The following is a 24,713-nucleotide window of genomic DNA, read 5'->3' on the forward strand; positions in this document are numbered from 1 at the left end:
GACTGGCACGTTGACTGCAATTCCTCTTTTGACGAGTTGTAACAACATCTTTCCTGCCTGGAGCGACATAACAATGAATAGATCCTCTGATGGTTTCTATCCTGCCGCAGAAGAGTCCAGCACGTTGTCGGGCGTTTCCTGGGGCGCGATTTTCGCCGGTGCCGCTGCGGCGGCGGCGTTGTCGTTGATCCTGGTACTGCTCGGAGTCGGTCTGGGTTTTTCGGCGGTTTCCCCTTGGGCCGATGAAGGCGTCAGCGCCAAGGGCCTGGGCATTTCAACCATTATCTGGCTGGCCGTGACCCAAATCGTCGCTTCCGGACTGGGTGGTTACATTGCCGGTCGCCTGCGGGTGAAATGGGCGAACATGCATGGCGATGAAGTCTACTTCCGCGACACGGCCCACGGCTTCCTGGCCTGGTGCGTGGCGACGCTGGTGACCGCGATGCTGGTCGTCGGCTCGGTCAGCGGCGTCGTCAGTGGCGGTGTGCAAGCCGGTGCGAATATGGTCGGTGGGGCCGCCAGTGCGGCGACGCAAGCGGCCGGCACCGCCGCCGGTAACACCGACAGCGACCAGTACGGCTATTTTGTCGACAGTCTGTTCCGCGACGATCGCCCGGCCGCCATCAGTGATGACGCTGCCCGCGGCACGGTGACCCGCATCTTCGTGCGCTCCCTGAGCAACGACGGTCAACTGGCGGCCGAAGACCGCACGTATCTGGCGCAACTGGTGGCGCAACGGACCAACCTCACTCAGGCCGACGCTGAACGTCGTGTCGATGAAGTCTATGCCCGCACCCAGAAAGCCGTTGCCGACGCGAAACTGGCCGCTCAACAAGCTGCCGACACGGCTGCCAAAGTCGCTGCATGGACATCGTTGTGGATGTTCATTGCACTGCTGATCGGTGCGTTTTTTGCCAGCCTCGCCGCCACGTTCGGCGGTCGTCGTCGGGATGCCGTGGTGTATCTGGAAACAGATGATTACGTGACCACCGTGCCTGTTCGCTAACCCTGGAGAATCATCATGCGCTCATTACTATTGTTCTTTCTCGGTGTACCCATCCCGATCATCATCCTGATCGCCCTGTTCATGCATTGATCCTCTGAGGCTCATGCCTCTGCCGCTTCTGCCTCGGGCAGAAGCGGCGTTTTGCGTTTCATGCGGCTGATAACCTCGAAAGATGATTTTTTAATTAGATATAAGCTGAAACAAATTAATTAGTGGGTCGATGTTGCGGGGTTAGTTGCTATTTTTCTGAGATACAGATGATGCGTATTCTCATTTGGTGCACTCATGAGAGTGCTGGAAGTGCAGGTGGGGGTGGTGTTTTTACAGTGCTGAGCTTGTGGTGTTACATCCTGTCTATTGTTCTCGCTTGCTGGATATTATTTTTTGAATAGCATTGCTGCGCTTCTACTTCATGAAATTTATCGAGAGATACATGGATTCGTTAGAGGCGTACCTTCCTGTTGAACCATCAATGCAAAAATACTTCCCGCTCCATGATTGGTCGTTGTTAAAAGGGGGTGAAGTTGAGTTTATGTATGGGGAAATGTGTCAGCATGCCGAACTCATCGCCTGTGAGGCATACCTCACTATCTTTCGCGATTTCGGATTAGAAGATCTATCCAGGATGTTGGCTTTTTCCCAAACGCGTGACCGGGGCTTGAAGGGTAAGGTGCTTGATCTTAAGGCCTCGGGTGTCGGTGTCGACAGCTTTTATCAATGCGTCGGCCAGGGCGTTTTTCCCATCTCGCCCGTTACCAGGCCTGTCGAGCAGTTGGAAAACTGTGAGGAACCTGATTTCCTGCACGATATGATCGGCCATGTTCCTTATTTGCAGGATGACGAAGTTGTCCAATTAATGCTTGGCCTTTGTCATCATCTGAACAGCACTGTGGATGATGCTGTTAAGGATCAGTTGATGAAACTATGGTTTCATGTTTTTGAATTTGGGCTGGTGCTTGAGAAAGGACAGCTCAAGGCGTTTGGTGCCGGGCTTATCAGTTCCAGAAGAGCTTTTTTAAACATAAAGGAATCACCGATTTTATTTGCCTCGAAAGAATCGGTATTGAACGCGGATATCAGTGCCGATGGGCTTCCGCATTGCTATTTTCTACATCAGGGAAAAGCGGAGTTGCTTGAGTTTACCCGTTCTACTTTGCAAGAGATGGTGGCCGCATGATTGATCAACAGTCGCTGAGTGTGTTGCCTGAGTTGATGCATAAATTAAAAAGCGGGTTTTCTCCGGGTAGCGATTTCTCCATCCCCTTGGATCATCATGATCAAGAAATATTAGAATCGCTGGTTCAGCGGCTGAAAAATACAGATCCTTATTTTTCACCTGACTATATGGGGCATATGTCCTCGTACGTGCATCCGCTTTCCTCGTCAGCTTATTGGTTAGCCATGCAGCTCAACAGCAACAACCACTCTTATGACGGCGGACGCGCGACGACTGAGCTGGAGCATGAGTGCATCAGCGAACTCGGTAACCTGTTTGGCTGGAACACTGCACAAGGGCATTTGTGCAGTGGCGGTACAATCGGTAATTTTGAAGCACTCTGGAGTGCCAGAGAGCAGGGCTGTAACGTTGTGATTGCCAGCCGCAGCGCTCACTACTGCCATAAGCGCGCAGCGGGCATTCTCGGGATGACTTACCTGGAAGCCCGCGTCGATGAACAGCATCGCATCGACCTGGAACATGTCAGCGAAATGCTCGCCGGGTCTGGTTCTGCGGTTATCGTCGCGACGTGCGGTACGACAGCCGTTGGCGCGGTGGATGGCATTGCGCAGCTGGCCAGTCTGGCGATGTCGCATTCGTCATTGCTGCATGTCGATGCTGCCTATGGCGGGTACTACAGGCTTGTAGCCTCATGCCTCGACAAGAAGGTTGGCAGTGACTTGCGCGCCATCACGCTTGCCGATTCAGTTGTAGTAGACCCGCACAAGCACGGAATGCAGGGGTTTGGTTGCGGGGCGGTGCTGTTTCGCGATGACCGGCAACGGGTGTATGCCCACGAAGCACCCTACACCTATGGAGACAAGACAAGGGACCACCTTGGGTTGATCAGCCTCGAGTGCTCTCGACCGGGTGCAGCCGCCGCCGCACTATGGGCCACATTGCAGGCATTTCCGTTGGTTGCCGAAGGGCGGTTTGGCGAGCGATTACGTACTTGCCATGATCAGGCAATCGCCTTCTACGAAGCATTGCTGGATCATCCCCGTTATCGCCCGCTCTTGAAACCGGACACCGATATCGTGTGCCTTGTCCCCAGAGCGTGTGCTGATCCGGTCGACCAGCTGACAATGGTCCAGCAGGATGTCACCCGTTTGAAGACTGCCGGCATCCATGTGGCGACGATGCTGTTTGAAAGCCCGGGAGCCCCGGTTCTCCATGGCATCCGTTGTGTGATGATGAAGCCGGAGCACGGGGGGACAGCACAGCGACTGCTTGAAATACTGGGCACTCCCGGGTCTATGATCTGAAGCGCTATGGATTCAGTCCTCGAGCATGGGGGTACTGACAAACTCTTTTAAACCCTCGGCATAGGCGGCGAATGCGCTGATGTGTGGAAACGGCTGATCCTCCACCTGGTCAGGCACCACCAGATGGGTGAAGCTCCAGGCCACCGCCAGCGTAATCCCGTCCTGATCGATCGAGCCGTCAGTCTTCAGCGGTTGCATTTCCAACTCCCGCTCCAGCGCCGAGAACGCCGCCGCCAGTTGCCCTTCGACCCGTTCCACCCACGGCTCGAACTGAATCTCGGCGGGGCGCAGGTTGCGTTCGTAATAAAGCTGCACGGACTTCTCGCACGCTGCCAGCGCCAGGCCGATCAAGCGTAACGAACGCAGGCGTTGGTCGAGTTTGTCGGGCATCAGGCTTTTACCCGGTGCCGCCAACGCCTCCAGGTATTCGATGATCAATGTCGAGTCGATCAGCACCTCGCCATCATCCAGCACCAGCGTCGGCGCCTTGACCACCGGGTTGATCTGCTGGAATTGCTCGAAGTGCCGAAACACCGAAACCGATTGGTGATCGAGGTCGATGCCCAGGCGTTTGGCCGTAATGGCTACCCGTCGTACGTAGGGCGAATCCAGCATGCCGATCAGTTTCATTGCACCGCTCCTTCAGATGACCGTTTCGGGATGGATAACCTTAGCCGAGGTTCCACGTGCTGCAAAAACCTGTTGCACTTGCGGCTCATCTACCCGCAAATGCGGTCGATAACCCCTTCAGTCGCAGCCGTTTGTCTTCTATATACAGCCGCTCGATTGAATTTCTTGCTATAAACGCACTCCGATAACCACCGCAAAGGCTGCCATAGAGCACTTTCAGGGCTTTGTCGGACAAATTCGCTGACTTTTCAGTTGCTGGGGCCTCAAGTCGGCCTTAGACTGCCGCCCCTCGTAAATTGAGTGCCGGGTGGCGCTTGGAATAAACGGCGCCTTTCCGACGGCCAGACACGGTCAGCCGGAACGCTCCCTAATTCGCCTTAATGCACGTTTTTTTATAGAGATATCAATGACAAAGGACAAGTTGCTGGCCATGCCGGCGGATGACTACATGAATGCCGAGCAACATGCTTTTTTCTCTGAGCTGTTGCAGAACATGAAAGTCGAAACCCACGAGCGCATCGAGCAGAACCGCATCGCCATCGAAAGCCTGGACACCCCGGCCGATCCGGCTGACGCGGCGTCTGTCGAAGAAGAGCGCACCTGGCTGGTGAACGCGATCGATCGCGACCAGCGCATGTTGCCTCAGTTGGAACAGGCACTGGAGCGCATCAAGGAAGACAGCTTCGGCTGGTGCGACGACAGCGGCGAGGCCATTGGCCTGAAACGCCTGCTGATCAGCCCGACCACCAAGTACTGCATCGAAGCTCAAGAGCGTCACGAACAGATCGACAAGCACCAGCGTCAGGCCTGATTTCGTAGCGCCCCGCATCGCGGGCCAGTCCCACTCCTGAGGAGCAAGGCTGGCCCGCGATGCTTTTTTTCGTCTGCGAAAAACCTCGGGCACTTCTATTGATCTGCTGCATGCCCACTACTAATGGACCATGGATAATGGCGTTGTAGTGGCGTTTAATGCAGACACAATAATTAGAAGTTAAGTGGGGTGACGAAGATGACGAGAGACGGATCTCTGGTTGGGGCAGTGCCTGCACCAGTGCCTTTACCGGAAAACCGCTGGCTGACGCCGACCCTGCAAAGCATCGCGCTGGTGCTCTTGCTGTGTGGCATGACGCTGGGCGGCTGGTCGCTTTACCTCGGCCTGCCGCTGGCCGTGCTGATTATCTGGCTACCTCGGCTACGTTCCCGAGCCATCCCCAAAGAACTATCCGCCGACAGCTCCAGCGCAATCGCCGAGCTGACTCGCGATCTTTCCTACACCACCAGTCACAACGCTCTGTCAGCCGCTGGCGTGGCCTATTCGGTCAAACAGTTGGCGGACAAACTGCAATCGCAACTCGGTGCCGCGGCACAGATTGTCAGCAACGCCGAAGTGATGATCGCCACCGAACACGCGACCTCGACCCTCAGTCGAGCCGCCCTCAGCGCCGCCAGCGAAGCTCACCAGAGCAGCGCGGCAGGGCGCACGGAGCTGGTCGAGTCCATCAGCCGCATGCATCAACTCAGTCAGCGCGCCAGCAACAGCCGTGAGCTGATCGAAGCCCTGAGCTTGCGCAGCGACGATATCCAGCGGGTCACGCTGGTGATCCAGTCCATCGCCAGCCAGACCAACCTGCTGGCCTTGAACGCGGCAATCGAAGCGGCCCGGGCCGGAGAACACGGGCGCGGGTTTGCTGTGGTCGCGGATGAGGTGCGCGGCCTGGCTGCGCGTACGGCAACGGCGACCGGTGAAGTTGGCGAGATGGTCGCCGATATCCAGCAACGCACCGCGCAGGTGGTGGAGCAGATCCGCCAGTTGTCCAGCGATCTCGACATCGGCGTCCAACAGGTCGAGCACACCGGTGAGCACCTGGAAAACATCGCGCGCCTGGCGGCTGGCGTCGAAAGTCAGGTCGGCGAAATCGCCAGGGGTGCCGAGACCAACCGTGAGCAGCTCGACAGCCTGTTTCATGCCATCGAGCAGATGCGCGGCGACCTGGCGATCAGCGATCAACAGACTCAGCGCCTGGCTCAGGCTGCGGTGCAGATGGAAGGGCAGGCTGAAACCATCAGTGAGCGTCTCGCCGAAGTCGGACTGGATGACTATCACCAGCGGATTTATGACCTTGCCCGTGAAGGCGCGAGTCAGATAGCGGCGCGTTTCGAAGCTGATATCGACCAGGGCGTTGTCAGTCTTGATGATTTGTTTGATCGCAGTTATCAGGCCATTCCCAATACCAGCCCGGCGAAGTTCCAGACGCGTTTCGACCGTTACACCGATAAGATTTTGCCGGCGATTCAGGAGCCGTTGTTGCCGCGTCATGAAGGGCTGGTGTTTGCCATCGCCTGTACGCAGCAGGGTTATGTGCCGACCCATAACAAAGTGTTCAGCCAGCCGCTGACGGGGGATGTGCAGGTTGATACGTTGCAGAACCGTACGAAACGCAAGTTTGCCGACCGTACCGGGATTCGGTGTGGCAGCCATCAACAGGCTGTTTTGTTGCAGACGTATACGCGGGATACCGGGGAACTGATGCATGATCTTTCGGTGCCGATCATGGTCAAGGGGCGGCATTGGGGTGGGTTGCGTTTGGGGTATAAGCCGGAGAATGCTCGCTGAGTTGAGCGGTTGGGGGCATATCCATTTCTGCGGTAACGGCGGCTAATGGTTTCGCCCTTACGGCGAGTCACTTGGAGAAGCGCCAAGTAACCAAGCGCTTTTGCCCCTTTCGTTCGGTGGCTCGCTAAGGCTCGCCATGCCCTCCTTCCGGTCCTGCTCCGTGGGCCCGCCGCCATCGGCCATCCATGGCCGGGGGCGGCTAACCCGGCATCCCTGCCGGGTTGCCCACTGCGCAGAACCTCCACTCGGCCTCTCGAGGGGGCGACGACCGCGACAGCACCGCGAGGCGGCCTTCGGGCCGACCTGGCTCTTCGGATATATGCATTCCCCTGTGGGAGCTGGCTTGCCAGCGATGGTCGTTAACGATGACGCGTGCGGTCTGAAGGAACGCGGCGTCTGGGCGTTCATCGCTGGCAAGCCAGCTCCCACAGGGTTCTGGGTACATCCGCAAAAACAGGTTGTCTCCCACAGGGTTCCGGATACATCCGCAAGAACAGGTCGTCTGTCAGGCCGCATTCGCGAGCAAGCCCGCTCCCACAGTGGATTGTTGGTGGGCGTTACATTGGTGTTCACCCCCGATGATCCTGACGAACTTCAGGCCGGCTCTCAGGCCGCCTCGCTTTGGTTTTTGATCTGGCTTTTGATCTTGATCTGCCCCGTCGGAAGGCCGAGCGCAGGTGCTGCGGAGTGGGCAACCCGGCAGGGATGCCGGGTTAGCCGCCCCCGGCCATGGATGGCCGATGGCGGCGGGCCCACGGAGCAGGACCGGAGCGAGGGAATGGCGAGCCTAGGCGAGCCACCGTACGTCAGGGGCGCTTGGCGCTTGGTTACTTGGCGCTTTTCCAAGTAACTCGCCGTAAGGGCGAAACCATAAGTCGCCGTTACCGCAGCAACGGATATGTACACCATCAAACCCTACATCGCCCAACACACAGCCATCGCAGGCAAGCCAGCTCCCACAGGGTTCCGCGACCATCCGCGGGACCTGAACCGGCAGCCATTTTCTCAAGCAATCTGCATCACGGCATTATTGCGGTTCTGGCAATTAATCTATGCAGCGCAGTCGCTTTTTCCTCGCCGATGAACTCATTACCCTGTCCGCATGGTTAGGTAGCTAATGAAATCAAGAGGTCAGCATGCAAACCAGAGTCGATGTCGCGGTGATGATTGGCAGCGGCGTGCCCGCCTGTTTGCGTGCGGCGGGGCAGAGTGTCTGCTGGGTCGTGTTGCTGAACGGCGAACGCCGGGGGACGGCATTCTCCAGTCGCGAAGAAGCACAAGAGTGCAGGGCTGCCTGGTTGGCGCAACTAAGTGCCGAAGCCCCCGACAGCCTGCATTGACTAGTGAACCTGATGCATCCGCAGGTTCAAGTCGTCGACCACCCGCGCCCAATCAGCATCTTCACGCAATTGCTCTTTCAGGAAGCCAGCTTGTTGCGGTGTCCAGAATTCAGCATCGATGAGCTTTTTATCGTCGGGCAGAGGGGAATGGCTGGCGATGAAATCGTCGATGGCCTTTTCGCTGGAGTCCAGGCCAAGTTGGTCGAACAAGCCTTTCAAGTCGTGTGTCGGTGAGTCCATCTTCATCTCCTTGCAGTTAATCGATCGCGAGCAGTGCGCAATCCACTGTGCAGTGGCTATGCATCTGAGAGAACGGCGCGCCAAGAGTTCGATAGGGGTTTAGCAGCTTTCTCCGGATTCGCCACCAATGATGGCAATGGGCTATTGCCTGGTGGCATTTCAAGGATTACGATGCCGTCGCGTTTCTGGCGTCACTCTGCCGCCAGTCAAAGAGTCCATACACGGATGTAGTCGACACTCGTTCCCAAGGTTTAACACCTTCCGGTGCTGATCCGTCCCATCCTTTGTGCGATTTCTTTTGAGCCGACGCGACTCCGATCCCGCATGAAAAAGGATGTAAACAGTGAAGCGTCTAGCTTATTTGATGGCCATCGCGCTTGGCCTGTCGTTGACCGGCTGTGTGTCATTCACGCCGCTGGGGCCTATCGGCGAACCCCTGAGTGCTGCGCCGTCCACCCTCGATCGTAGTGCCGAGATCAGCGATGTGGTGATTTCCGCTCCCGATCTGGACGATAAGGAGCGTGCCGCCGGTAGCCGGCAGTTGACCGATCAGGTCAGCGCCTATGTCGATAAAAGCGACTATTTCAAGCGGATCGTGGTGTTCCCGGCGAAGGCCGGCGAGGACGACGTGGTCCTCAAGTTCAACCTGACCTCACTGGCTGGAAAACGCACCATGCACCCGGCTTACATCCCGGGTGCGCTGGTTACGCTGACGATCTGGATCTGGGTCGACGGCCCGATCTACGTCGACAAGTACGACCTTGCCGGCGAACTGATCATCGAAGACCGCCAGGGCAAGCAATTGGCCAGGTCGGTCGAGCAGGTCAAGCTCGACAAGAATGTCGGCCTGTGGAATGCCGATTACCTCAATCCTCGTCTTGGCGGTACACAGTTGCGCGAATTGATCGCTCAATTGCTGGCCAGTGCCACCCCTCAACTGCGAACCCCGTCCAAGGAGCTGGCTGCACATGAATAAGTACCTACTGATTTTGTTGCTGTTGGTCAGCAGCACCCTGACGGGTTGCATCTCCTACTCCCAGCATCAATTGCCGCCAGTCGAACAGTGGCCGCCAGCCCAGGCCAGGCAGGACAAGCCCACGGCTTATCTGCATGTGACCACCCAGAGTCAGTTCAACGGCGAACTGTCGGGTGGTGTGGGGAATGCGGAGTTGGTGCAAAAGCACATTCTGGAAACGTTCAAGGAGTCCGGGCAATTCAAAAGCGTGACGACGGACAAGGTCGATTCGAGCCTGTACGTATCGAGTACCTTGACCAACAACGAGCAAGGGAATCTGGCCAGTGCCTGGCTGACCGGGTTCACGCTGTTCGTGATTCCTACCACGTTCAGCAACACGTTCACGCTGGAAACGGTATTCAAGGATCAGGAAGGCAATGTGCTGGGCAAGATCGTCAAACAGGAAAGTACTCGCACCTGGTTGCAGGTCCTGCTGATTGTCGGTTTGCCATTCAATGAACGCGGGGATGCGCTGCTCAAGCACCTGACCCAAAGCACGCTGGATGAAGCAGTCAAACGCAAACTGATCTGACCTTGTCGAGACACCGTGCAGCCTGTTCAAGGCGTGCACACCGCAGGTACCTCGCGGGCCGAGGTACCTGTTCCAGACGGGGATTGGCCCGGCACAACTTCGGTTGAAGTTGTTCAATCCGTTACTTCAATCGTTTAATACAGTTCTTCCGGCCCGTCAGGGCGTCGGCGAGTCGTGTTCAGGCTTTCAACGCACCTTCATCGACAGCGAGCTTCAGGGCCTTGGCGGCTTCCTGGGCGGCGATGGCGGCGATGTCCGAAGTTTTGAACCAGCGATCTTTCTCGACCTGGTGATACGTCACCGTGGTGAGAGGCGGTTTGGCGCGCATGATAATGACGGCCTGGAATTCGCCTTCGACTTCTCTGGCTTCGCCCCGGATAAAAAATTCACCGATATCAAATTCCGTCACGTAGCAGCCTTCCCTTGGAAATATTCTATTGTGTTGAACGCCGTCCGGCTTGGGAACGGGTTTCATTGGTTCGGCAGTATGGCAGTAGTTGCTTGCCGACGGCTGAGTTAACTCGTCGGCGTGACGAAACGTCTATAGGAAGGGAATGAGGCAGAACGTTCAGCTGCGTAACTCGAGCGCGCGAGCAAGCGCACAGGCTTCGTTATGATTGCTGCGGAAACCTCTTACGTGGCCCGTGGAAATTTCCTTGATGTGGAAGAAGGCATTACCGGCCAATACCACCTGGAAGCGCGGCATGGCGGGCTCGGCAGGGTGAAACGCCGTGTGCGGGAACATCGCAGGGGGCAGCGTGGATGGATGGTTTGTGTGAGGCGTGAAGTGTGTCAGTGTGCACATATGAAGTCCTTTTCATGGTTTTGCCGACGTGTGTACGTCGTTTTGGGTAGTCTCGATGAGCATCGCTGCTCTAGAATCACCGCCACGGGTTGGTGATTGATGTTCATCTAAAGCAATTTTTTGCGGGCGATATGTCGGAAAAATGCTTTTTTTGCAGCGTTTTTTCCCTAAGGTTGGTAATCCTGTTTTTCCGGCGGACAGAAGGGCGTTTTCCTTCAACTTCTGACGAACGCCAGGCAAGACGCCGCGAGTGACATTCCAGTAGTCTTCTCACGCCTCGCGATGGATGGGCACTCTGCTCGTTTCCGGATTCGACCCGGGCCCTTTGGCTACAATCTTCGGCATTGCCGCTTTTTTCTGCTGGGCGCTGCCTGACAGCGTGCAGCATCATTTTCAGATGTGGGGATGTTTCCTTGGCAGTAAGTAATCTCGATATGCATGCTTTGTTCGTGCTGGGTGATTTGCGCGCAAAGCTGGTTAAACAGTTCCAGTCACGTTTTGTTTACATCACCGAACAGAACGCTGAAGGCATTTACATTGCCGAACTCGACACCGAATCTGCGCTGGTGGTGGACGACAAGCCGGGCTTGAAGCTCAAGGTTGGCGATCATTTCAGCGCATCGGTGTTGCCCAGCCGTGAAGGCGGCAAGCTGGAGATCAAGTTCCGCGAAATCAAACTGACGGTGTACGGCCTCGGCGATTACGCCTTCGTGACCACGGCCGACGGCCATGGGATCGTGTTCAAGGAAGGTCACAGCGTGGTGATGGTGTTTGCCGCTCACCAACAGTTGCAGGAAGGCTTGACCAAAACCCTGAAAGCCGTGACGGCCAAGGCAGCCAAGTGGCGCAAGGGTGAACTGGTGACGTTCAAGGCCAGCGAGTAATGGCTTCGGGCTTGCAGGCTCTTTCCGAAAATTAATCCTCACCCCTCGAAAGCAGGAACCTCTACTACAGTCAGTTGACTGAGTATTTTGAGGCTTGCGGTCTTTATCAGGCCATCCTGCTATTGCTGTGAACAGCACGAGGTGCAAAAGCATGAACGGATTTCAACGGTTGCTGACCGCTGTCCTGGTCGTTATCGGTCTGGGTTCGCCCGTTCCGGTACTCGCCGCCCAGGCGCCAATCCACTTCGCCGACCTGAATTGGGAAAGCGGCAGCCTGATCACCGATATCCTGCGGATCATCGTCGAGAAGGGCTATGGGTTGCCGACCGATACCCTGCCGGGGACAACCATCACGCTGGAGACCGCCCTGGCCAACAATGACATTCAGGTCATTGGCGAAGAATGGGCCGGTCGCAGCCCGGTCTGGGTCAAGGCCGAGGCCGAAGGCAAGGTCGTCAGCCTGGGCGATACGGTGAAGGGCGCCACCGAAGGCTGGTGGGTGCCCGAATACGTGATCAAGGGCGACCCGGCGAAAGGCATCAAGGCGCTGGCGCCGGACCTGCGCAGCGTCAGCGACCTGCCGAAATACAAGGGTGTGTTCAGTGATCCGGAATCCCCGGGCAAGGGCCGCTTCCTCAACAGCCCGATCGGCTGGACGTCGGAGGTGGTCAACAAGCAGAAGCTCAAGGCGTATGGCCTGGACGACAGCTATGTGAATTTCCGCAGCGGCTCCGGGGCGGCACTGGATGCGGAAATCAGTTCGTCGATTCGTCGTGGCAAGCCGGTTCTTTTCTATTACTGGTCGCCGACACCGTTGCTTGGGCGTTTCAAACTGGTTCAGCTGGAAGAGCCGCCGTTCGACGCCGAAGCCTGGAAAACCCTGACCGACGCCGATAACCCGAACCCTAAACCGACCCGCTCATTGCCCTCGAAACTGTCGATTGGCGTGTCCACACCGTTCCAGAAACAGTACCCGCAGATCGCCGATTTCTTTACCAAGGTCGATTTCCCCATCGATCCGTTGAACAAGGCGCTGGCTGAAATGAGCGAGAAACATACCCCGCCACGGCAGGCGGCGGAGGCGTTCATGAAGGCGCACCCGGATGTGTGGCAGGCGTGGGTGCCGAAGGATGTGGCGGATAAGGTGTTCGCCGAATTGAAATAATGCAGTAAGCCGGATGCCGCTTTCCTCGGACTGCCTGGCGGCGGCTCGCTCCACACTGACTGCGCACTTCTAAAAATGCCGACTAGGATGATTCTGTTCAAATCCCTTTCAAGGATTCTCGACCATGACATTTGTGTTGGCTCAATGGCTGGTGACCATCTTCGCGGTGATCAGCCTGATACATGTCTACTGGGCGCTGGGTGGCGAGTGGGCTGCCGTGGCGGCCGTACCGCAGGTGCCAGGGGAGAACGGCGCGAGATCACGGCCCGCGTTCAAGCCTTCGGGGTGGTTGACGTTGCTGGTGGCTTTCGGATTGCTGCTGATCGCTGCGCTGGTGTGCTTGCGGGTCGGCTGGTGGATACCGGCGGTGTCCCATCAATCGCTGCAATGGGTGATCAGCGCCATCGCCATGCTGATGTTCGCCCGGGCGATTGGCGATTCGAACCTGGTGGGGTTCTTCAAAGACGTCAAAGACTCGAAATTTGCCCGGCTGGATACGTGGGTTTATTCGCCGTTGTGTGTGGTGTTGGGCGCGGGGTTGTTGGCTGTTGCCTGGGTTTGAAAAGCTTCGCGGGCAAGCCTCGCTCCTACGGGTTTTGAGTTGGATCACCCATTTGTGATCGACATAAAACCCGTAGGAGCGAGGCTTGCCCGCGAAGAGGCCCTATCAATCAATACAAATATCAAAACCTAACTCCCGCTCTCACTGCGCCGGCTACTCACCTCAGCCGGCACATCATCCCCCGCCATGCGCTTGCGGAACAACGCTGCCCGCGCCAGCAGCAGCGTCGTGACCGGCACGGTAATCGCCAGCAGAATCGGTATCAGCCAGGCATGCAACACCGGCCCTGACTTGAGCGCCGAAAAGTAGATGATCGATGCCAGCGCCACGCACCACGCACCCAATGTCGAGGCCAGTGCCGGCGGGTGCATGCGCTGGAAGTAATCCTTCATCCGCACCAGTCCGATCGCGCCGATCAACGCAAAAACACTGCTGAGTACCAGCAGGATCGCCACCGGGATTTCCACCCACAGAGACAGTTCAGCGCTCATTCGATCACCTCGCCACGCAGCAGGAATTTCGCCAGGGCAAACGAGCCGACGAAGCCGAACAGCGCGATCAGCAGCGCCGCTTCGAAGTAAGTGTCACTGGCGTAACGAATACCCAGCGTCAGCATCATCAGCATCGCGATGATGTACAGGTAATCCAGCGCCAGAACCCGGTCCTGCGCCGACGGCCCTTTGAACAGGCGGATCAGCGTCAGCACCATCGCCACGGAAAAAATGAACAGGCTCAAGAGAACCGCATTCGACAGCAACGGGCTCATTCGAAGATCTCCATCAAGGGGCGCTCGTAGGTCGCCTTGAAGTGCTGGATGAACAATGCTTCGTCCTCCAGATCGAAGACGTGCAGCAATAGAATGCTGCGGTCCAGCGCCAGTTCCGACCAGACCGTACCGGGCACCACCGTGCAGATCATCGCCAGCGCCGCCAGGCCGTTGGCGTCACGCAAGTCCAGCGGCACCTTGATGAACTTCGAACGCGGCGGGCACCGACCGGCGTTCAAGACGCTCCAGGCCACGGCGAGGTTGGAGACCAGCACGTCACGCCCGACGATGAAGAACAAACGCAGGATCACGCCGGGATGCCGGATGCGGATCGGCAGGGGGCGCAACTTGCGCATCATCAGCGGCGCGATAAAACCAAGCACCGCACCCAGCAGCAGATTGCCGGGGCTGATCGACAGGTTCAGCACCAGCCACAACACCCACAGCGCCAGCGACAGCCACGGTGCAGGAAACAGACGCTTCATGGCTGCACCTCCGCGACCGCTGCCTTGGCTTCCGGGCTCGGAACCGCGCGGGTGCCGAGCACCGCCATCACGTATTGCTGCGGATTGTTCAAGGCCTGCGCGGCCGCCTGGGTGTAGCGCAGCAGCGGCTCGGCCTTGAAGGTCAGCACAATGCTCAAGCCCAACAGCGCGATGATCGGCACGCATTCGAGCCGGCGCAGTAATGGCGAAGGCCGCTCTTGCGGGGTCCAGAAGCGCTGGATGCCCAAGCGCGAAAAGGTAATCAGCGACGCCAGCCCGGAGAGAATCAGCAACGCCAGCAAGCCCCACGCGGCGTTCGACACCGGTTCATCCGCGCCATTGCCCAACCCCAGCGGATTGAGCAAGGCGCTGAGCAAGCCCAGTTTGCCGATGAACCCGGACAGCGGCGGCATGCCGATGATCAGCAACGCGCAAGCAATGAAACTCAAGCCGAGGAAGGCCATGGTCCAGGGAATCACCTGGCCGACCACGGCTTTCTGTTCGTCATCGAGGTTGATGCCTTTGGGCGGTTGCAGGGATTCCAGCGGCCGGGCAATCAGGTCGCCGTCATCGAACAGCGGCATTTCGTTGGCCGAACGCGAACGCTCGATCAATTCGGCCAGCAGGAACAGCGCGCTCAACGCCAGGGTCGAGCTGACCAGATAGAACAGCGCCGCGCCAATCAGGTTCGGCTGGGCGAAACCGATGGCCGACAGCAGAATTCCCGCCGACACCAGAATGCTCAGGCTGGCCATGCGTTCCAGCCGTTGCGCCGCGAGGATCGCCACGCCGGCGCAAACGATGGTCGCCATGCCGCCGTAGATCAGCCAGTCGCCGCCAAAATACGCCGACGCGCCGGCCTGACCGGAGAACAGCAAAGTCCATAAGCGCAGCAAGGTGTAGACGCCGACCTTGGTCATGATCGCGAACATCGCCGCCACTGGCGCGCTGGCCGAGGAATAGGCTGGCACCAACCAGAAGTTCAGCGGCCACATGCCGGCCTTGGCCAGGAACGCCACGGCGAGAATCGCCGCGCCGGCATGCAGCAGGCCGCGATCGGCTTCCGGCACCAGCGGGATTTTCAGGGCCAGATCGGCCATGTTCAGGGTGCCGGTGACGCCGTAGATCAGCGCCGCGCCAATCAGGAACAGCGACGAGGCCAACAGATTGATCGAGATGTAATGCAGCCCCGACGACACCCGCGCCCGGCCCGAACCGTGGAGCATCAGACCGTAGGAGGCCGCCAGCAGCACCTCGAAAAACACGAACAGGTTGAACAGGTCCGCCGTCAGGAACGCGCCGTACAGGCCCATCATCTGAATCTGGAACAGCGCGTGGAAACTCGAACCGGCGCCATCCCAGCGGGCCATGGCGAACAGCAGGGCGCTGACGCCGATGATCCCGGTCAGCACCAGCATCAGCGCGGACAAGCGATCGACCACCAGCACGATGCCGAACGGCACTTGCCAGTTGCCCGGCAGGTACACGCCGATGGAGCCGGGCACGCCGGTGGTTTGCGTCCATTGCAGCAACAGCACGGATATCCCGAGACCGAGCAGGCTGGAGAACAAGTTGATTTTGGCCTTCAGCGGGCGATGTTTCTCGCCCAGCATCAGCATGATCGCGGCGGTCAGCAGCGGCAGCAGAATCGGTGCCGCGATCAGGTGCGTCATCGCATTCATTCTTTTGGCTCCCGGCCATCCACATGGTCGGTACCGGTCAGGCCGCGAGAAGCGAGCAGCACCACGAGAAACAGCGCGGTCATGGCGAAGCTGATCACGATGGCGGTCAGCACCAGCGCTTGCGGCAGCGGGTCGGTGTAATGCAGCAGATCCTGGGGCACGCCGTCCTTGATGATCGGCTCCTTGCCGATAAACAGGCTGCCCATGCTGAAGATGAACAGGTTGACGCCATAGGACAGCAGGCACAGGCCCATGACCACCTGGAACGTCCGTGGCCGCAGCACCAGCCAGACGCCGGACGCGGCCAGTACGCCGATGGCGATTGCGATGACTTCTTCCATCAGACGGCTCCTTTCGTGGCGACGGATCTGGGCAGGGCCGCGGTTTTGTGGCCGCGTACCGATTGGTGTGCGAGGGCGGTGAGGATCAACAGCGTCGAGCCGACCACCACCGAGTACACGCCAATGTCGAAGAACAGCGCGCTGGCGATGTGGATGTCACCGAGCAGCGGCAGTTCGAAATGCCAGGTGTGGGTGGTCAGGAACGGATACCCGACCGCCATCGCCCCGAGCCCGGTGGCTGTGGCGAACAGCAAACCAGTGCCCATCCAGCGCAGCGGTCGCAGGCTCATTTGCGCCTCGACCCACTGCGTGCCGGCGACCATGTATTGCAGGATGAACGCGACCGACATCACCAGTCCTGCGACAAACCCGCCGCCGGGCTGGTTGTGCCCGCGCATGAACAGGTAGATCGACACCACGAACGCGATCGGCAGCAGCAGGCGAACCAGCACCGCCGGCACCATCATGAACCCGAGTGCGGTGTCGCTGGCCTGACGCGGGTTGACCAGATCGGTGACCACGTCCGGCGCGAGCAAACGCTGTTGGGCGGGCAATTGCAGGCTTTCTTTTGGCGGGCGGAAGCGTCGCAGCAGGGCGAACACGGTCAAGGCCACCGCCACCAGCACGGTGATTTCGCCGAGGGTGTCGAAGCCGCGGAAGTCCACCAGCATCACGTTGACCACGTTGCTGCCACCGCCTTCAGGCAGGGCGCGGCTGAGGTAGAACGAGGAAATATCGTTGGGTGTCTGACGCGTCAGCATTGCGTACGAAAGTAACGCCATCCCACCGCCTACAGCGATCGACAGCAGCAAGTCGCGCAGACGCCGGATGCGCGCCTTGCGCAGTGTGCTCGGTAGTGGGGAAACTTCTTCGATCCGCCGAGGCAACCAGCGCAGGCCTAGCAGGATCAGCACGGTGGTCACCACTTCGACCACCAGTTGCGTCAACGCCAGGTCCGGCGCGGAGAACCAGACGAAGGTGACGCAAGTCATCAATCCGCAGACACTGACCATGGTCAGGGCCGCGAGCCGGTGATACTTGGCTTGCCACGCCGCGCCGAGGGCGCAGGCAATCGCCAGGAGCCACAAGGTCACGAACACGATCGAGCCCGGAATCTTCGGCCGGTCGCCCCAGCTCAGGCTGCTGTGGAGCATCGGGATCAGCCCGGCCAGTACCGCGGCGAGCACCATCAGGAACAGTTGGGTTTGCAGGCGCTTGGTGCTGATCCGCCGCTCCAGGCGACGGGCCAGGCGCATCATGATCACCAGGCTGCGCTCGAACAGGCGCTTGCCGTTGAACAGGCCAATGACCGGTGGGTATTTGAACCGTCCGCGCTTGAGCTGGTTGCGCAGCAGCAGGTAAAGCACGATGCCGCCGGACATGGCGATCAGGCTCATGATCATCGGCGCGTTCCAGCCGTGCCAGATGGCGAGGCTGTATTCCGGCAGCGTGCCGCCGACGACGGGCAGGGCCGCAGCGGCCAGCAACGAGCCGACCACTTGCGCCGGGAAAATCCCCACGATCAGGCAGGTGAACACCAGCAGCTCCACCGGCGCCCGCATCCAGCGCGGAGGCTCGTGCGGGGTGTGCGGCAGGTCGGTGGCGGTCGGGCCGAAGAACACGTCAACCGTGAAGCGCAGTGAATAGGCAACGCTGAACGTGCCGGCGATGGTCGCGACGATCGGCAGGGTCATCTCGACCCAGGCGGTCGCATTGATAAACATGGTTTCGGCGAAGAACATCTCTTTCGACAGGAAGCCGTTGAGCAGCGGCACACCGGCCATCGAGGCGCTGGCGACCATGGCCAGGGTGGCGGTGAACGGAATCAGTTTGATCAGGCCGCTGAGCTTGCGAATGTCACGGGTGCCGCTCTCGTGGTCGATGATCCCGGCGGCCATGAACAGCGACGCCTTGAACGTGGCGTGGTTGAGAATGTGGAACACGGCGGCCACGGCGGCCAGCGGACTGTTCAGGCCCAGCAGCAGGGTGATCAGGCCGAGGTGGCTGATGGTCGAGTAGGCCAGCAGACCCTTGAGGTCGTTCTGGAACATTGCGCAATACGCGCCGAGCAACAAGGTGCACGCGCCGGCGCCGCTGACGATGTAGAACCATTCTTCACTGCCGGACAACGAAGGCCACAACCGCGCCAGAAGAAAAACCCCAGCCTTGACCATGGTCGCCGAATGCAGATAGGCCGAGACCGGAGTCGGCGCCGCCATCGCGTGGGGCAGCCAGAAATGGAAGGGGAACTGCGCGCTTTTGCTCAGGGCGCCGATCAGGATCAGGGGTAACAAAACAGGGTAGAGGGCATGTGCGCGAATCAGATCGCCGGCGGCCAGGACCTTGTCCAGGTCATAGCTGCCGACCACATGGCCAAGCAGCATGACCCCCGCCAGCAAGCACAAGCCGCCCGCACCTGTGACCATCAGCGCCATGTAGGCGCCGCGACGTGCGTCGGCGCGGTGGTGCCAGTAGCCGATCAACAGGAATGAAAAGAGGCTGGTCAGCTCCCAGAAAAACACGATCTGGATCAGGTTGCCGGAAATCACCAACCCGAGCATGGCCCCCATGAACGCCAGGAAAAACGCGAAGAACCGTGGCACCGGATCGTCCGGCGACATGTAGTAACGGGCGTACAGCGACACCAGCGTGCCGATGCCCAGCACCAGCAACGAGAACAGCCAGGCAAACCCGTCCATGCGCAGAACGAAGTTCAGGCCCAGGCTGGGCAACCAGAAAAATTCTTCGCGGATCACGCCGCCATGGGCGATTTGCGGGTACAGGAGGGCGACCTGAATGGTGCCAATCAAGGCAACCAGGCCAGCCAACAGCGATTCGGTGTTACGCGCGTTGTGCGGCAGCAAAGCCGCAACACAGCTGCCGATAAAAGGCAGAAGCAGTAGAACTATCAGGGACATAGGCTTCTAATCTGCGGAAGTTTGTGAAGCATCATACGTGCCACTCCCCGGATCGCCAAACGGCAAGCTGTCGCAGAATCCTACACGGTAGATGGAAAAAGCCTGGTTCACATTGTTTCAGAGGGATGTGTTCAGCGGGTCTGCCCCTTCGCGGGCAAGCCTCGCTCCTACAGTTTTGTGTGGATACCCAAACTTGCGAACGACTCAAAACCTGTAGGAGCGAGGCTTGCCCGCGAAGGCAGTCGACTTGGCGCTACAAATGTTATGTCCTAACCCTGTGTCTCCCGCTCCAACTCTTCCTCAGCCGACGCAGCCTTACCCTTGGTCTTCAACTCACTCACAATCACCGCCGCGACAATCAACCCCGCGCCCACCAATGCAATCGCCGGCAACCGCTCCCCGGCGATCCGTCCGACAATACCGGCCCACACAGGCTCTCCCGCATAAATCAATGTCGCCCGGGTTGGCGAAACACTCTTCTGCGCCCAGTTCATCGCCACCTGTATCGCCGCACTCGCCGCGCCGAGGCCGAGGGCGCTGCACAGCAGGAACCATGAGAAGTCGGGAATGACTTCCTGGGTCGGCACCACCATCAAAAACGCCAGCACCGACGTGGTCGCCAATTGCACCACTGTCACCCGCCGAACATCGACCTGGCCGGCGTAAGTGCTGATCAGAATAATTTCAGCGGCAATCGCAATGGCGCTGATCAGCGTGGCGATTTCACCGGGGCTGAAATTGAACGACGCACCCGCAGGTCCCGACAACAGCATCAGCCCGGTAAAGGCCAGCATGATGCCGATACTCGGCATCAACCCCGGACGGCGTCCCAGCACCAGCCATTGCAGCAACGGCACGAAGGGCACGTACAACGCGGTAATGAAGGCCGACTGGCTGCTGGGAATGCTCTGCAACCCGACAGTCTGCAAGCCGTAGCCGAGCATGATCGCCACGCCGATAAAGGCGCCGGCCTTGAGTTCGAACAGGCTCAGTTCCCGCAAATGACGCCAGGAGAACAGCGAGACGATAATCGCTGCCGCCGCAAAGCGCAGGCCGACGAAGAACATCGGACCGCTGACGGTCATGGCGTGCTGCACCAGCAGGAAGGTGCCGCCCCAGACCATGGTGATCAGCACCAGCACGCACTCGGCCTTGCTGAACCGGGAGAATCGGGAAGAAGCCGGGGAGGAGTTCAACGACGTCATGACCTTGCGCGCTACCTGAGGGCGACGCACAATGCGTCGAATGTTGCGCAGTATACTGCCCAACCCCACCAAGTGAGCAATATAGTGCACAAAGATTCAACGCAACGGGCTTCGGTCCTTCAGCACGTCAGCCTGAACGTTCGGCGCCTGCGCCATGCGGCCGACATGAGCCAGACCGCCCTGGCGGAAAAGTCCGGGGTCAGTCGCCGCATGCTGGTGGCCATCGAGGCCGGCGAGAAGAATGTCAGCCTGACCACGCTTGACCGCGTGGCGGAAGCGCTGGACGTCGCGTTCAGCGACCTGATCCAGGCTCCGGATGCCCGCGATCCGAGCCGCATCAATGAAGTGGCCTGGGCCGGGACGATTCCCGGCAGCAAAGCCGTTCTACTCTCCAAAGCCACCGCCACCCGCGAAGTGGAACAATGGGAATGGTGCCTGCAACCGGGAGAACTTTACCCGTCGCAACCGGATGCCGACGGCTGGAGCGAGCAGATCTTCGTGTTCGAAGGTTGCCTGACTCTGATGATTGGCGACACGCCTCATGAGATTGCCGCCGGTGAGTTCTATATGTTCGCCAGCAACCAGCCGCATGCCTATCGCAACGACGGGCCGGTGGCGGCGCGGTTCGTGAGAAACGTGGTGATCTAACTGTTCGCCGATCAACACCGGATAGACACATTGCTGTTTTGAAGCTGCGCGTATTTCTCGAATAATTCATCAACCTCTTGAAACTAAACGAAATTAATTTCAGGCACGACTCCTGCAAAAGCTCTGGTGCATCCACCAGAATCCCGGAGTCGGCACATGACAGCCTCTGCCCAACCCCCTCGCACTGCCCACGTGATCCGCTCGGACGCCGAGGCGATTGCCGTCGCTCACAAGCTCGCTGCACGTTTCGCCGTCGAAGCCAGCTTGCGCGATCGCGAGCGACGCCTGCCGATCGCCGAGCTCGACGAGTTCTCCGCCAGCGGCCTTTGGGGCATCACCGTTCCCAAGGCATACGGCGGCGCCGGCGTTTCTTATGTGACGGTGGCGGAAGTGATCAAGATCATTTCCGCTGCCGACTCCTCCCTCGGCCAGATCCCGCAGAACCACCTCGGCGTGCTCGACATCCTCCTGCAAACCGCCACTGAAGAGCAGAAGCGCTACTACTTCGGCAAAGTCCTGCAGGGTTACCGGTTCGGCAACGCTTTCTCCGAATCCAAAAGCAAAAACGCCGGGGCGTTCGAAACCCGTATTGGTTTCGATCAGGACACCGCGCAGATCGACGGCGAGAAGTTTTACTGCACTGGCGCACTGTTCGCGCACATCGTCCCGGCCGTTGCGGTCAACGCGCAGAACCAGGCCTTCATCGCGTTCATCGAGCGCGACAATCCCGGTTTGACCGTGATCGACAGCTGGGACGGTTTTGGCCAGCGCACCACCGCCAGTGGCGGCGTCACCCTGAACGCGGTGAAGGTCCCGCTGAGTGCGGTGATCCCGGCTCACAAAGCGTTCGACGAACCCACCGCCGACGGCCCGATTTCACAAATCATTCAAGCCGCGGTGGACACCGGCATCGCCGTTGGCGCGCTGGAAGAAACCAAGCGCTACGCCCGCGAATCCCGGCCATGGATCGACAGCGGCCAGGATCACGGCTGGCAGGACCCGTTCAGTATCGCCGCCATCGGTGACCTCGAATGGCGCGTCCACGGCACCGAAGCGATTCTCAAGAAGGCCGGCCAGGCCATCGACGCGGCGTTGCTCAACGCCAATGAAGACACGGTGGCCCATGCCTCGGTGGTGGTCGCCCAGGCCAAAGTCCTGTCCGCCGAGATCGCCTTGCTCGCCAGCAGCAAACTCTTCGAACTGGCCGGCACCCGCTCGGTGCTCGGCAAGTACAACCTCGACCGCCACTGGCGCAACGCGCGCACTCACACGCTGCACGACCCGGCGCGCTGGAAATACCACCTGATCGGCAACTACCTGCTCAACGGCGTGAAGCCCGCGCGCCACGCCTGGAACTGAGGAGCCCACCATGAATGCCTTGACCCAATCGATTGCTGCCGGGCAACCCCTGGCCAAAAGTCAGCACGACTTGTACAACGCCCGCAGTTTGCTCGACGCGACCCTGCGTTTCGTTCGCCAACAAAGCCAGATCAAGGATGACCCTTACGTCATCAGCCGTTTCGGTGATTTGCACATACGCATCGAGGTGGCTGCCGCACTGCTGGAGCGTGCCGAAGGTTTTCTGAACAGTCACGAAGACGACACCGAAATCAGCGTCGCCATCGCCGAGTCGCATCTGGCCAGTGCAGAGGCGTTGAACACCGTCAGCAACGCTGAATTCGAACTCACCGGCCAACGCACGGTGTTGCACGGATCACTGCACGATCCGCTGCGCTGGAAACTCCATCTCATCGGTAACTTCCGCCTCAACGGCATCCATCCACCCAGCTTGCGGAGTGCCGTTTGATGGCCCGTGAAATTCGTCTCAACGCGTTTGACATGAACTGTGTCGGCCACCAGTCGCCGGGTTTGTGGGCGCATCCGCGGGATCGCTCGTGGCAGTACAAGGACCTCGAATACTGGACCGACCTGGCGAAAATCCTAGAGCGCGGCAAGTTCGACGGCTTGTTCATTGCCGATGTGCTGGGCATCTACGACGTCTACAACGGCAACGGCGACGCGGCGATTCGTCAGGCGGCGCAGGTGCCGGTCAACGATCCGCTGCAACTGATTCCGCCGATGGCGCTGGTCACCGAGCATCTGGGTTTTGGCCTGACCGCGTCGCTGTCGTTCGAACATCCGTACCCGTTCGCCCGGCGCCTGTCGACCCTCGACCATCTCACCAAGGGGCGCGCCGGCTGGAACATCGTCACCTCCTATCTGGAAAGCGGCGCGAAGAACCTCGGCCAGAAAAACCAGACCGAACACGACGCCCGTTACGACTTCGCCGAAGAGTATCTGGAGGTTTGCTACAAACTCTGGGAAGGCAGTTGGGAAGAGGGCGCGATCCTGCGGGATCGCGAGCGCAGGATCTTCAGCGATCCGAGCAAAATCCATGAAATCCGCCACGTTGGTAAACACTTCCAGGTGCCGGGCATTCACCTTTGCGAACCTTCGCCGCAACGCACGCCCGTGCTGTATCAGGCCGGCGCATCGAGTCGCGGCAAACAGTTCGCCGCTGAACACGCCGAGTGCGTATTTGTGGCGGCGCCGTCGAAAGTGCTGCTGAAAAAGACCGTCGCCGACATCCGTCGTCGTGCCGCCGAGGCCGGGCGTGATCCGAAGAAAATCCTGATTTTCAACCTGCAAACCGTGATCCTCGGCGAGACCGATGCCAAGGCCAAAGCCAAGTTCGAGGAATACAAAACCTGGGTCAGTTACGAAGGGGCCATGGCGCTGATTTCGGGCTGGACGGGGATCGATTTCAGTCAGTTCAAACCGGATGAGCCGCTCAAGCATGTGCACACCAACGCCATTCAATCGGCGGTGGAAGCGTTCTCCACAGCCGATCCGAACAAGGTCTGGACGCCGAACGAACTGGCTGACTGGGTGGGCATCGGTGGTTTTGGCCCGTTGTTTGTCGGCAGCCCCGAGACGGTTGCCGATCTGTTGCAGGAGTGGGTTGAGGAGACCGATGTGGATGGCTTCAACCTGGCTTATGCGTTGACTCACGAAACCTTTATCGACGCTGTCGAGTTGCTGGTGCCGGAGTTGCAGAAGCGCGGGGTGTACAAGACCGAGTACGCGCCGGGGACCTTGCGCGAGAAGTTGTTTGGGGAGGGGGCGCGGCTGCCGGAGATTCATCCCGGGGCGGGGTATCGGGACTTGGGGGCGTTGCGGCAGCAGGAGAAGCAAGTGGCGTCGGCGTAGGCCCCTTCGCGGGCAAGCCACGCTCCCACAGTTGATCGAGTCGTACACAAATGTCCGGACAGACAATAACCACTGTGGGAGCGGGGTTGCCCGCGATGAGGCCGGCACTTGCAATATTGATGTTGTCTGTCGCACCGCCATCGCGGGCAAGCCACGCTCCCACAGGGGAAGTGGTGTTTTCGAG

General features: G+C 59.2%; 26 protein-coding genes. 15 read left to right on the top strand and 11 right to left on the bottom strand.

Annotated features, from left to right (window positions below):
- Window positions 1-73 precede the first annotated feature (73 nt).
- The 3 genes from J2Y86_RS00070 (at window position 74) to J2Y86_RS00080 (ending at window position 3,487) form a co-directional block, all read left to right on the top strand.
- Window positions 74-1,006 carry a hypothetical protein gene (locus J2Y86_RS00070; RefSeq protein ID WP_253427143.1) on the top strand — a complete coding sequence of 311 codons (933 nt, stop codon included), beginning with the start codon at window positions 74-76 and terminating at the stop codon, window positions 1,004-1,006.
- Between the two features lie 433 nt (window positions 1,007-1,439).
- The gene (locus J2Y86_RS00075) at window positions 1,440-2,183 is read left to right on the top strand and encodes a hypothetical protein (protein WP_253427145.1); all 744 of its coding nucleotides are present in this window, start codon (window positions 1,440-1,442) and stop codon (window positions 2,181-2,183) included.
- Window positions 2,180-3,487, top strand: coding sequence for a pyridoxal phosphate-dependent decarboxylase family protein (locus J2Y86_RS00080; RefSeq protein WP_253427148.1), 1,308 nt, complete (start codon window positions 2,180-2,182; stop codon window positions 3,485-3,487). Before J2Y86_RS00075 ends, J2Y86_RS00080 begins: the two co-directional genes overlap by 4 nt.
- Before the next feature lie 12 nt (window positions 3,488-3,499).
- Here J2Y86_RS00080 and J2Y86_RS00085 read toward each other — a convergent pair whose 3' ends face one another.
- Window positions 3,500-4,117: a glutathione S-transferase gene (locus J2Y86_RS00085; protein WP_253427150.1), complete on the bottom strand. Its 618-nt coding sequence runs from the start codon at window positions 4,115-4,117 to the stop codon at window positions 3,500-3,502.
- Window positions 4,118-4,523: 406 nt separating this feature from the next.
- Between J2Y86_RS00085 and J2Y86_RS00090 the strand changes: the two genes are divergently transcribed.
- The 3 genes from J2Y86_RS00090 (at window position 4,524) to J2Y86_RS00100 (ending at window position 8,071) form a co-directional block, all read left to right on the top strand.
- A complete protein-coding gene (locus J2Y86_RS00090; protein WP_007907888.1) occupies window positions 4,524-4,928 on the top strand; it encodes a TraR/DksA family transcriptional regulator in 405 nt (134 codons plus the stop codon).
- A gap of 579 nt (window positions 4,929-5,507) precedes the next feature.
- Window positions 5,508-6,731 (top strand): methyl-accepting chemotaxis protein, encoded by a 1,224-nt coding sequence (locus tag J2Y86_RS00095; RefSeq protein WP_437180674.1) that lies wholly within the window; start codon window positions 5,508-5,510, stop codon window positions 6,729-6,731.
- A 1,136-nt stretch (window positions 6,732-7,867) separates the two neighbouring features.
- Window positions 7,868-8,071, top strand: coding sequence for a hypothetical protein (locus J2Y86_RS00100; protein WP_253427154.1), 204 nt, complete (start codon window positions 7,868-7,870; stop codon window positions 8,069-8,071).
- Here the strand turns inward: J2Y86_RS00100 and J2Y86_RS00105 are convergent, their stop codons facing one another.
- Window positions 8,072-8,311, bottom strand: coding sequence for a DUF2789 domain-containing protein (locus J2Y86_RS00105; RefSeq protein WP_054052826.1), 240 nt, complete (start codon window positions 8,309-8,311; stop codon window positions 8,072-8,074). It abuts the gene before it with no gap.
- Between the two features lie 343 nt (window positions 8,312-8,654).
- On the opposite strand from J2Y86_RS00105, the gene J2Y86_RS00110 reads away from it, so the two are divergent.
- Both J2Y86_RS00110 and J2Y86_RS00115 read left to right on the top strand, forming a co-directional pair.
- A complete protein-coding gene (locus J2Y86_RS00110; protein WP_253427156.1) occupies window positions 8,655-9,287 on the top strand; it encodes a hypothetical protein in 633 nt (210 codons plus the stop codon).
- Window positions 9,280-9,858 (top strand): hypothetical protein, encoded by a 579-nt coding sequence (locus J2Y86_RS00115; protein WP_253427158.1) that lies wholly within the window; start codon window positions 9,280-9,282, stop codon window positions 9,856-9,858. The genes J2Y86_RS00110 and J2Y86_RS00115 overlap by 8 nt, the downstream gene beginning before the upstream one ends.
- 178 nt (window positions 9,859-10,036) lie before the next feature.
- Here J2Y86_RS00115 and J2Y86_RS00120 read toward each other — a convergent pair whose 3' ends face one another.
- Both J2Y86_RS00120 and J2Y86_RS00125 read right to left on the bottom strand, forming a co-directional pair.
- A complete protein-coding gene (locus tag J2Y86_RS00120; RefSeq protein WP_253427160.1) occupies window positions 10,037-10,267 on the bottom strand; it encodes a hypothetical protein in 231 nt (76 codons plus the stop codon).
- A gap of 159 nt (window positions 10,268-10,426) precedes the next feature.
- The gene (locus J2Y86_RS00125) at window positions 10,427-10,663 is read right to left on the bottom strand and encodes a hypothetical protein (protein WP_253427161.1); all 237 of its coding nucleotides are present in this window, start codon (window positions 10,661-10,663) and stop codon (window positions 10,427-10,429) included.
- 413 nt (window positions 10,664-11,076) lie between these two features.
- On the opposite strand from J2Y86_RS00125, the gene J2Y86_RS00130 reads away from it, so the two are divergent.
- The 3 genes from J2Y86_RS00130 (at window position 11,077) to J2Y86_RS00140 (ending at window position 13,274) form a co-directional block, all read left to right on the top strand.
- Complete coding sequence (locus J2Y86_RS00130; RefSeq protein ID WP_017339395.1) at window positions 11,077-11,547, top strand: hypothetical protein; 471 nt, start codon at window positions 11,077-11,079, stop codon at window positions 11,545-11,547.
- 151 nt (window positions 11,548-11,698) lie between these two features.
- Entirely contained in the window at window positions 11,699-12,712 is a 1,014-nt protein-coding gene (locus tag J2Y86_RS00135) for an ABC transporter substrate-binding protein (protein WP_253427163.1), read from the top strand.
- Window positions 12,713-12,836: 124 nt separating this feature from the next.
- On the top strand, window positions 12,837-13,274 hold the full coding sequence (locus tag J2Y86_RS00140; protein ID WP_253427164.1) for a DUF3995 domain-containing protein: 438 nt from the start codon (window positions 12,837-12,839) through the stop codon (window positions 13,272-13,274).
- 128 nt (window positions 13,275-13,402) lie between these two features.
- On the opposite strand, the gene J2Y86_RS00145 is transcribed toward J2Y86_RS00140, so the two are convergent.
- From J2Y86_RS00145 to J2Y86_RS00175, 7 genes are all read right to left on the bottom strand, one after another.
- Window positions 13,403-13,765 carry a Na+/H+ antiporter subunit G gene (locus J2Y86_RS00145; RefSeq protein ID WP_253427165.1) on the bottom strand — a complete coding sequence of 121 codons (363 nt, stop codon included), beginning with the start codon at window positions 13,763-13,765 and terminating at the stop codon, window positions 13,403-13,405.
- On the bottom strand, window positions 13,762-14,040 hold the full coding sequence (locus J2Y86_RS00150) for a K+/H+ antiporter subunit F (protein WP_253427166.1): 279 nt from the start codon (window positions 14,038-14,040) through the stop codon (window positions 13,762-13,764). Before J2Y86_RS00150 ends, J2Y86_RS00145 begins: the two co-directional genes overlap by 4 nt.
- Window positions 14,037-14,525, bottom strand: coding sequence for a Na+/H+ antiporter subunit E (locus tag J2Y86_RS00155; RefSeq protein WP_253427167.1), 489 nt, complete (start codon window positions 14,523-14,525; stop codon window positions 14,037-14,039). Before J2Y86_RS00155 ends, J2Y86_RS00150 begins: the two co-directional genes overlap by 4 nt.
- On the bottom strand, window positions 14,522-16,207 hold the full coding sequence (locus J2Y86_RS00160) for a monovalent cation/H+ antiporter subunit D (protein ID WP_253427168.1): 1,686 nt from the start codon (window positions 16,205-16,207) through the stop codon (window positions 14,522-14,524). The genes J2Y86_RS00155 and J2Y86_RS00160 overlap by 4 nt, the downstream gene beginning before the upstream one ends.
- Window positions 16,204-16,548 (bottom strand): Na+/H+ antiporter subunit C, encoded by a 345-nt coding sequence (locus J2Y86_RS00165; RefSeq protein WP_003202835.1) that lies wholly within the window; start codon window positions 16,546-16,548, stop codon window positions 16,204-16,206. Before J2Y86_RS00165 ends, J2Y86_RS00160 begins: the two co-directional genes overlap by 4 nt.
- Entirely contained in the window at window positions 16,548-19,466 is a 2,919-nt protein-coding gene (locus J2Y86_RS00170) for a monovalent cation/H+ antiporter subunit A (protein ID WP_253427169.1), read from the bottom strand. The genes J2Y86_RS00165 and J2Y86_RS00170 overlap by 1 nt, the downstream gene beginning before the upstream one ends.
- A 269-nt stretch (window positions 19,467-19,735) precedes the next feature.
- On the bottom strand, window positions 19,736-20,761 hold the full coding sequence (locus J2Y86_RS00175) for a DMT family transporter (protein ID WP_253427170.1): 1,026 nt from the start codon (window positions 20,759-20,761) through the stop codon (window positions 19,736-19,738).
- On the opposite strand from J2Y86_RS00175, the gene J2Y86_RS00180 reads away from it, so the two are divergent.
- The 4 genes from J2Y86_RS00180 to J2Y86_RS00195 all read left to right on the top strand — a co-directional run bounded on the left by J2Y86_RS00180 (window position 20,756) and on the right by J2Y86_RS00195 (window position 24,529).
- Window positions 20,756-21,319, top strand: a complete 564-nt coding sequence (locus tag J2Y86_RS00180) for a helix-turn-helix domain-containing protein (RefSeq protein WP_253427171.1) — start codon at window positions 20,756-20,758, stop codon at window positions 21,317-21,319. The genes J2Y86_RS00175 and J2Y86_RS00180 overlap by 6 nt on opposite strands.
- 156 nt (window positions 21,320-21,475) lie before the next feature.
- Window positions 21,476-22,678 (top strand): SfnB family sulfur acquisition oxidoreductase, encoded by a 1,203-nt coding sequence (locus J2Y86_RS00185; RefSeq protein ID WP_253427173.1) that lies wholly within the window; start codon window positions 21,476-21,478, stop codon window positions 22,676-22,678.
- A 10-nt stretch (window positions 22,679-22,688) separates the two neighbouring features.
- Window positions 22,689-23,126 (top strand): acyl-CoA dehydrogenase, encoded by a 438-nt coding sequence (locus J2Y86_RS00190; RefSeq protein WP_253427175.1) that lies wholly within the window; start codon window positions 22,689-22,691, stop codon window positions 23,124-23,126.
- Window positions 23,126-24,529 carry an LLM class flavin-dependent oxidoreductase gene (locus tag J2Y86_RS00195; RefSeq protein ID WP_253427177.1) on the top strand — a complete coding sequence of 468 codons (1,404 nt, stop codon included), beginning with the start codon at window positions 23,126-23,128 and terminating at the stop codon, window positions 24,527-24,529. The genes J2Y86_RS00190 and J2Y86_RS00195 overlap by 1 nt, the downstream gene beginning before the upstream one ends.
- Window positions 24,530-24,713 lie beyond the last annotated feature (184 nt).

Source organism: Pseudomonas migulae (genome assembly GCF_024169315.1).
Classification (GTDB): Bacteria; Pseudomonadota; Gammaproteobacteria; order Pseudomonadales; family Pseudomonadaceae; genus Aquipseudomonas; species Aquipseudomonas migulae_B.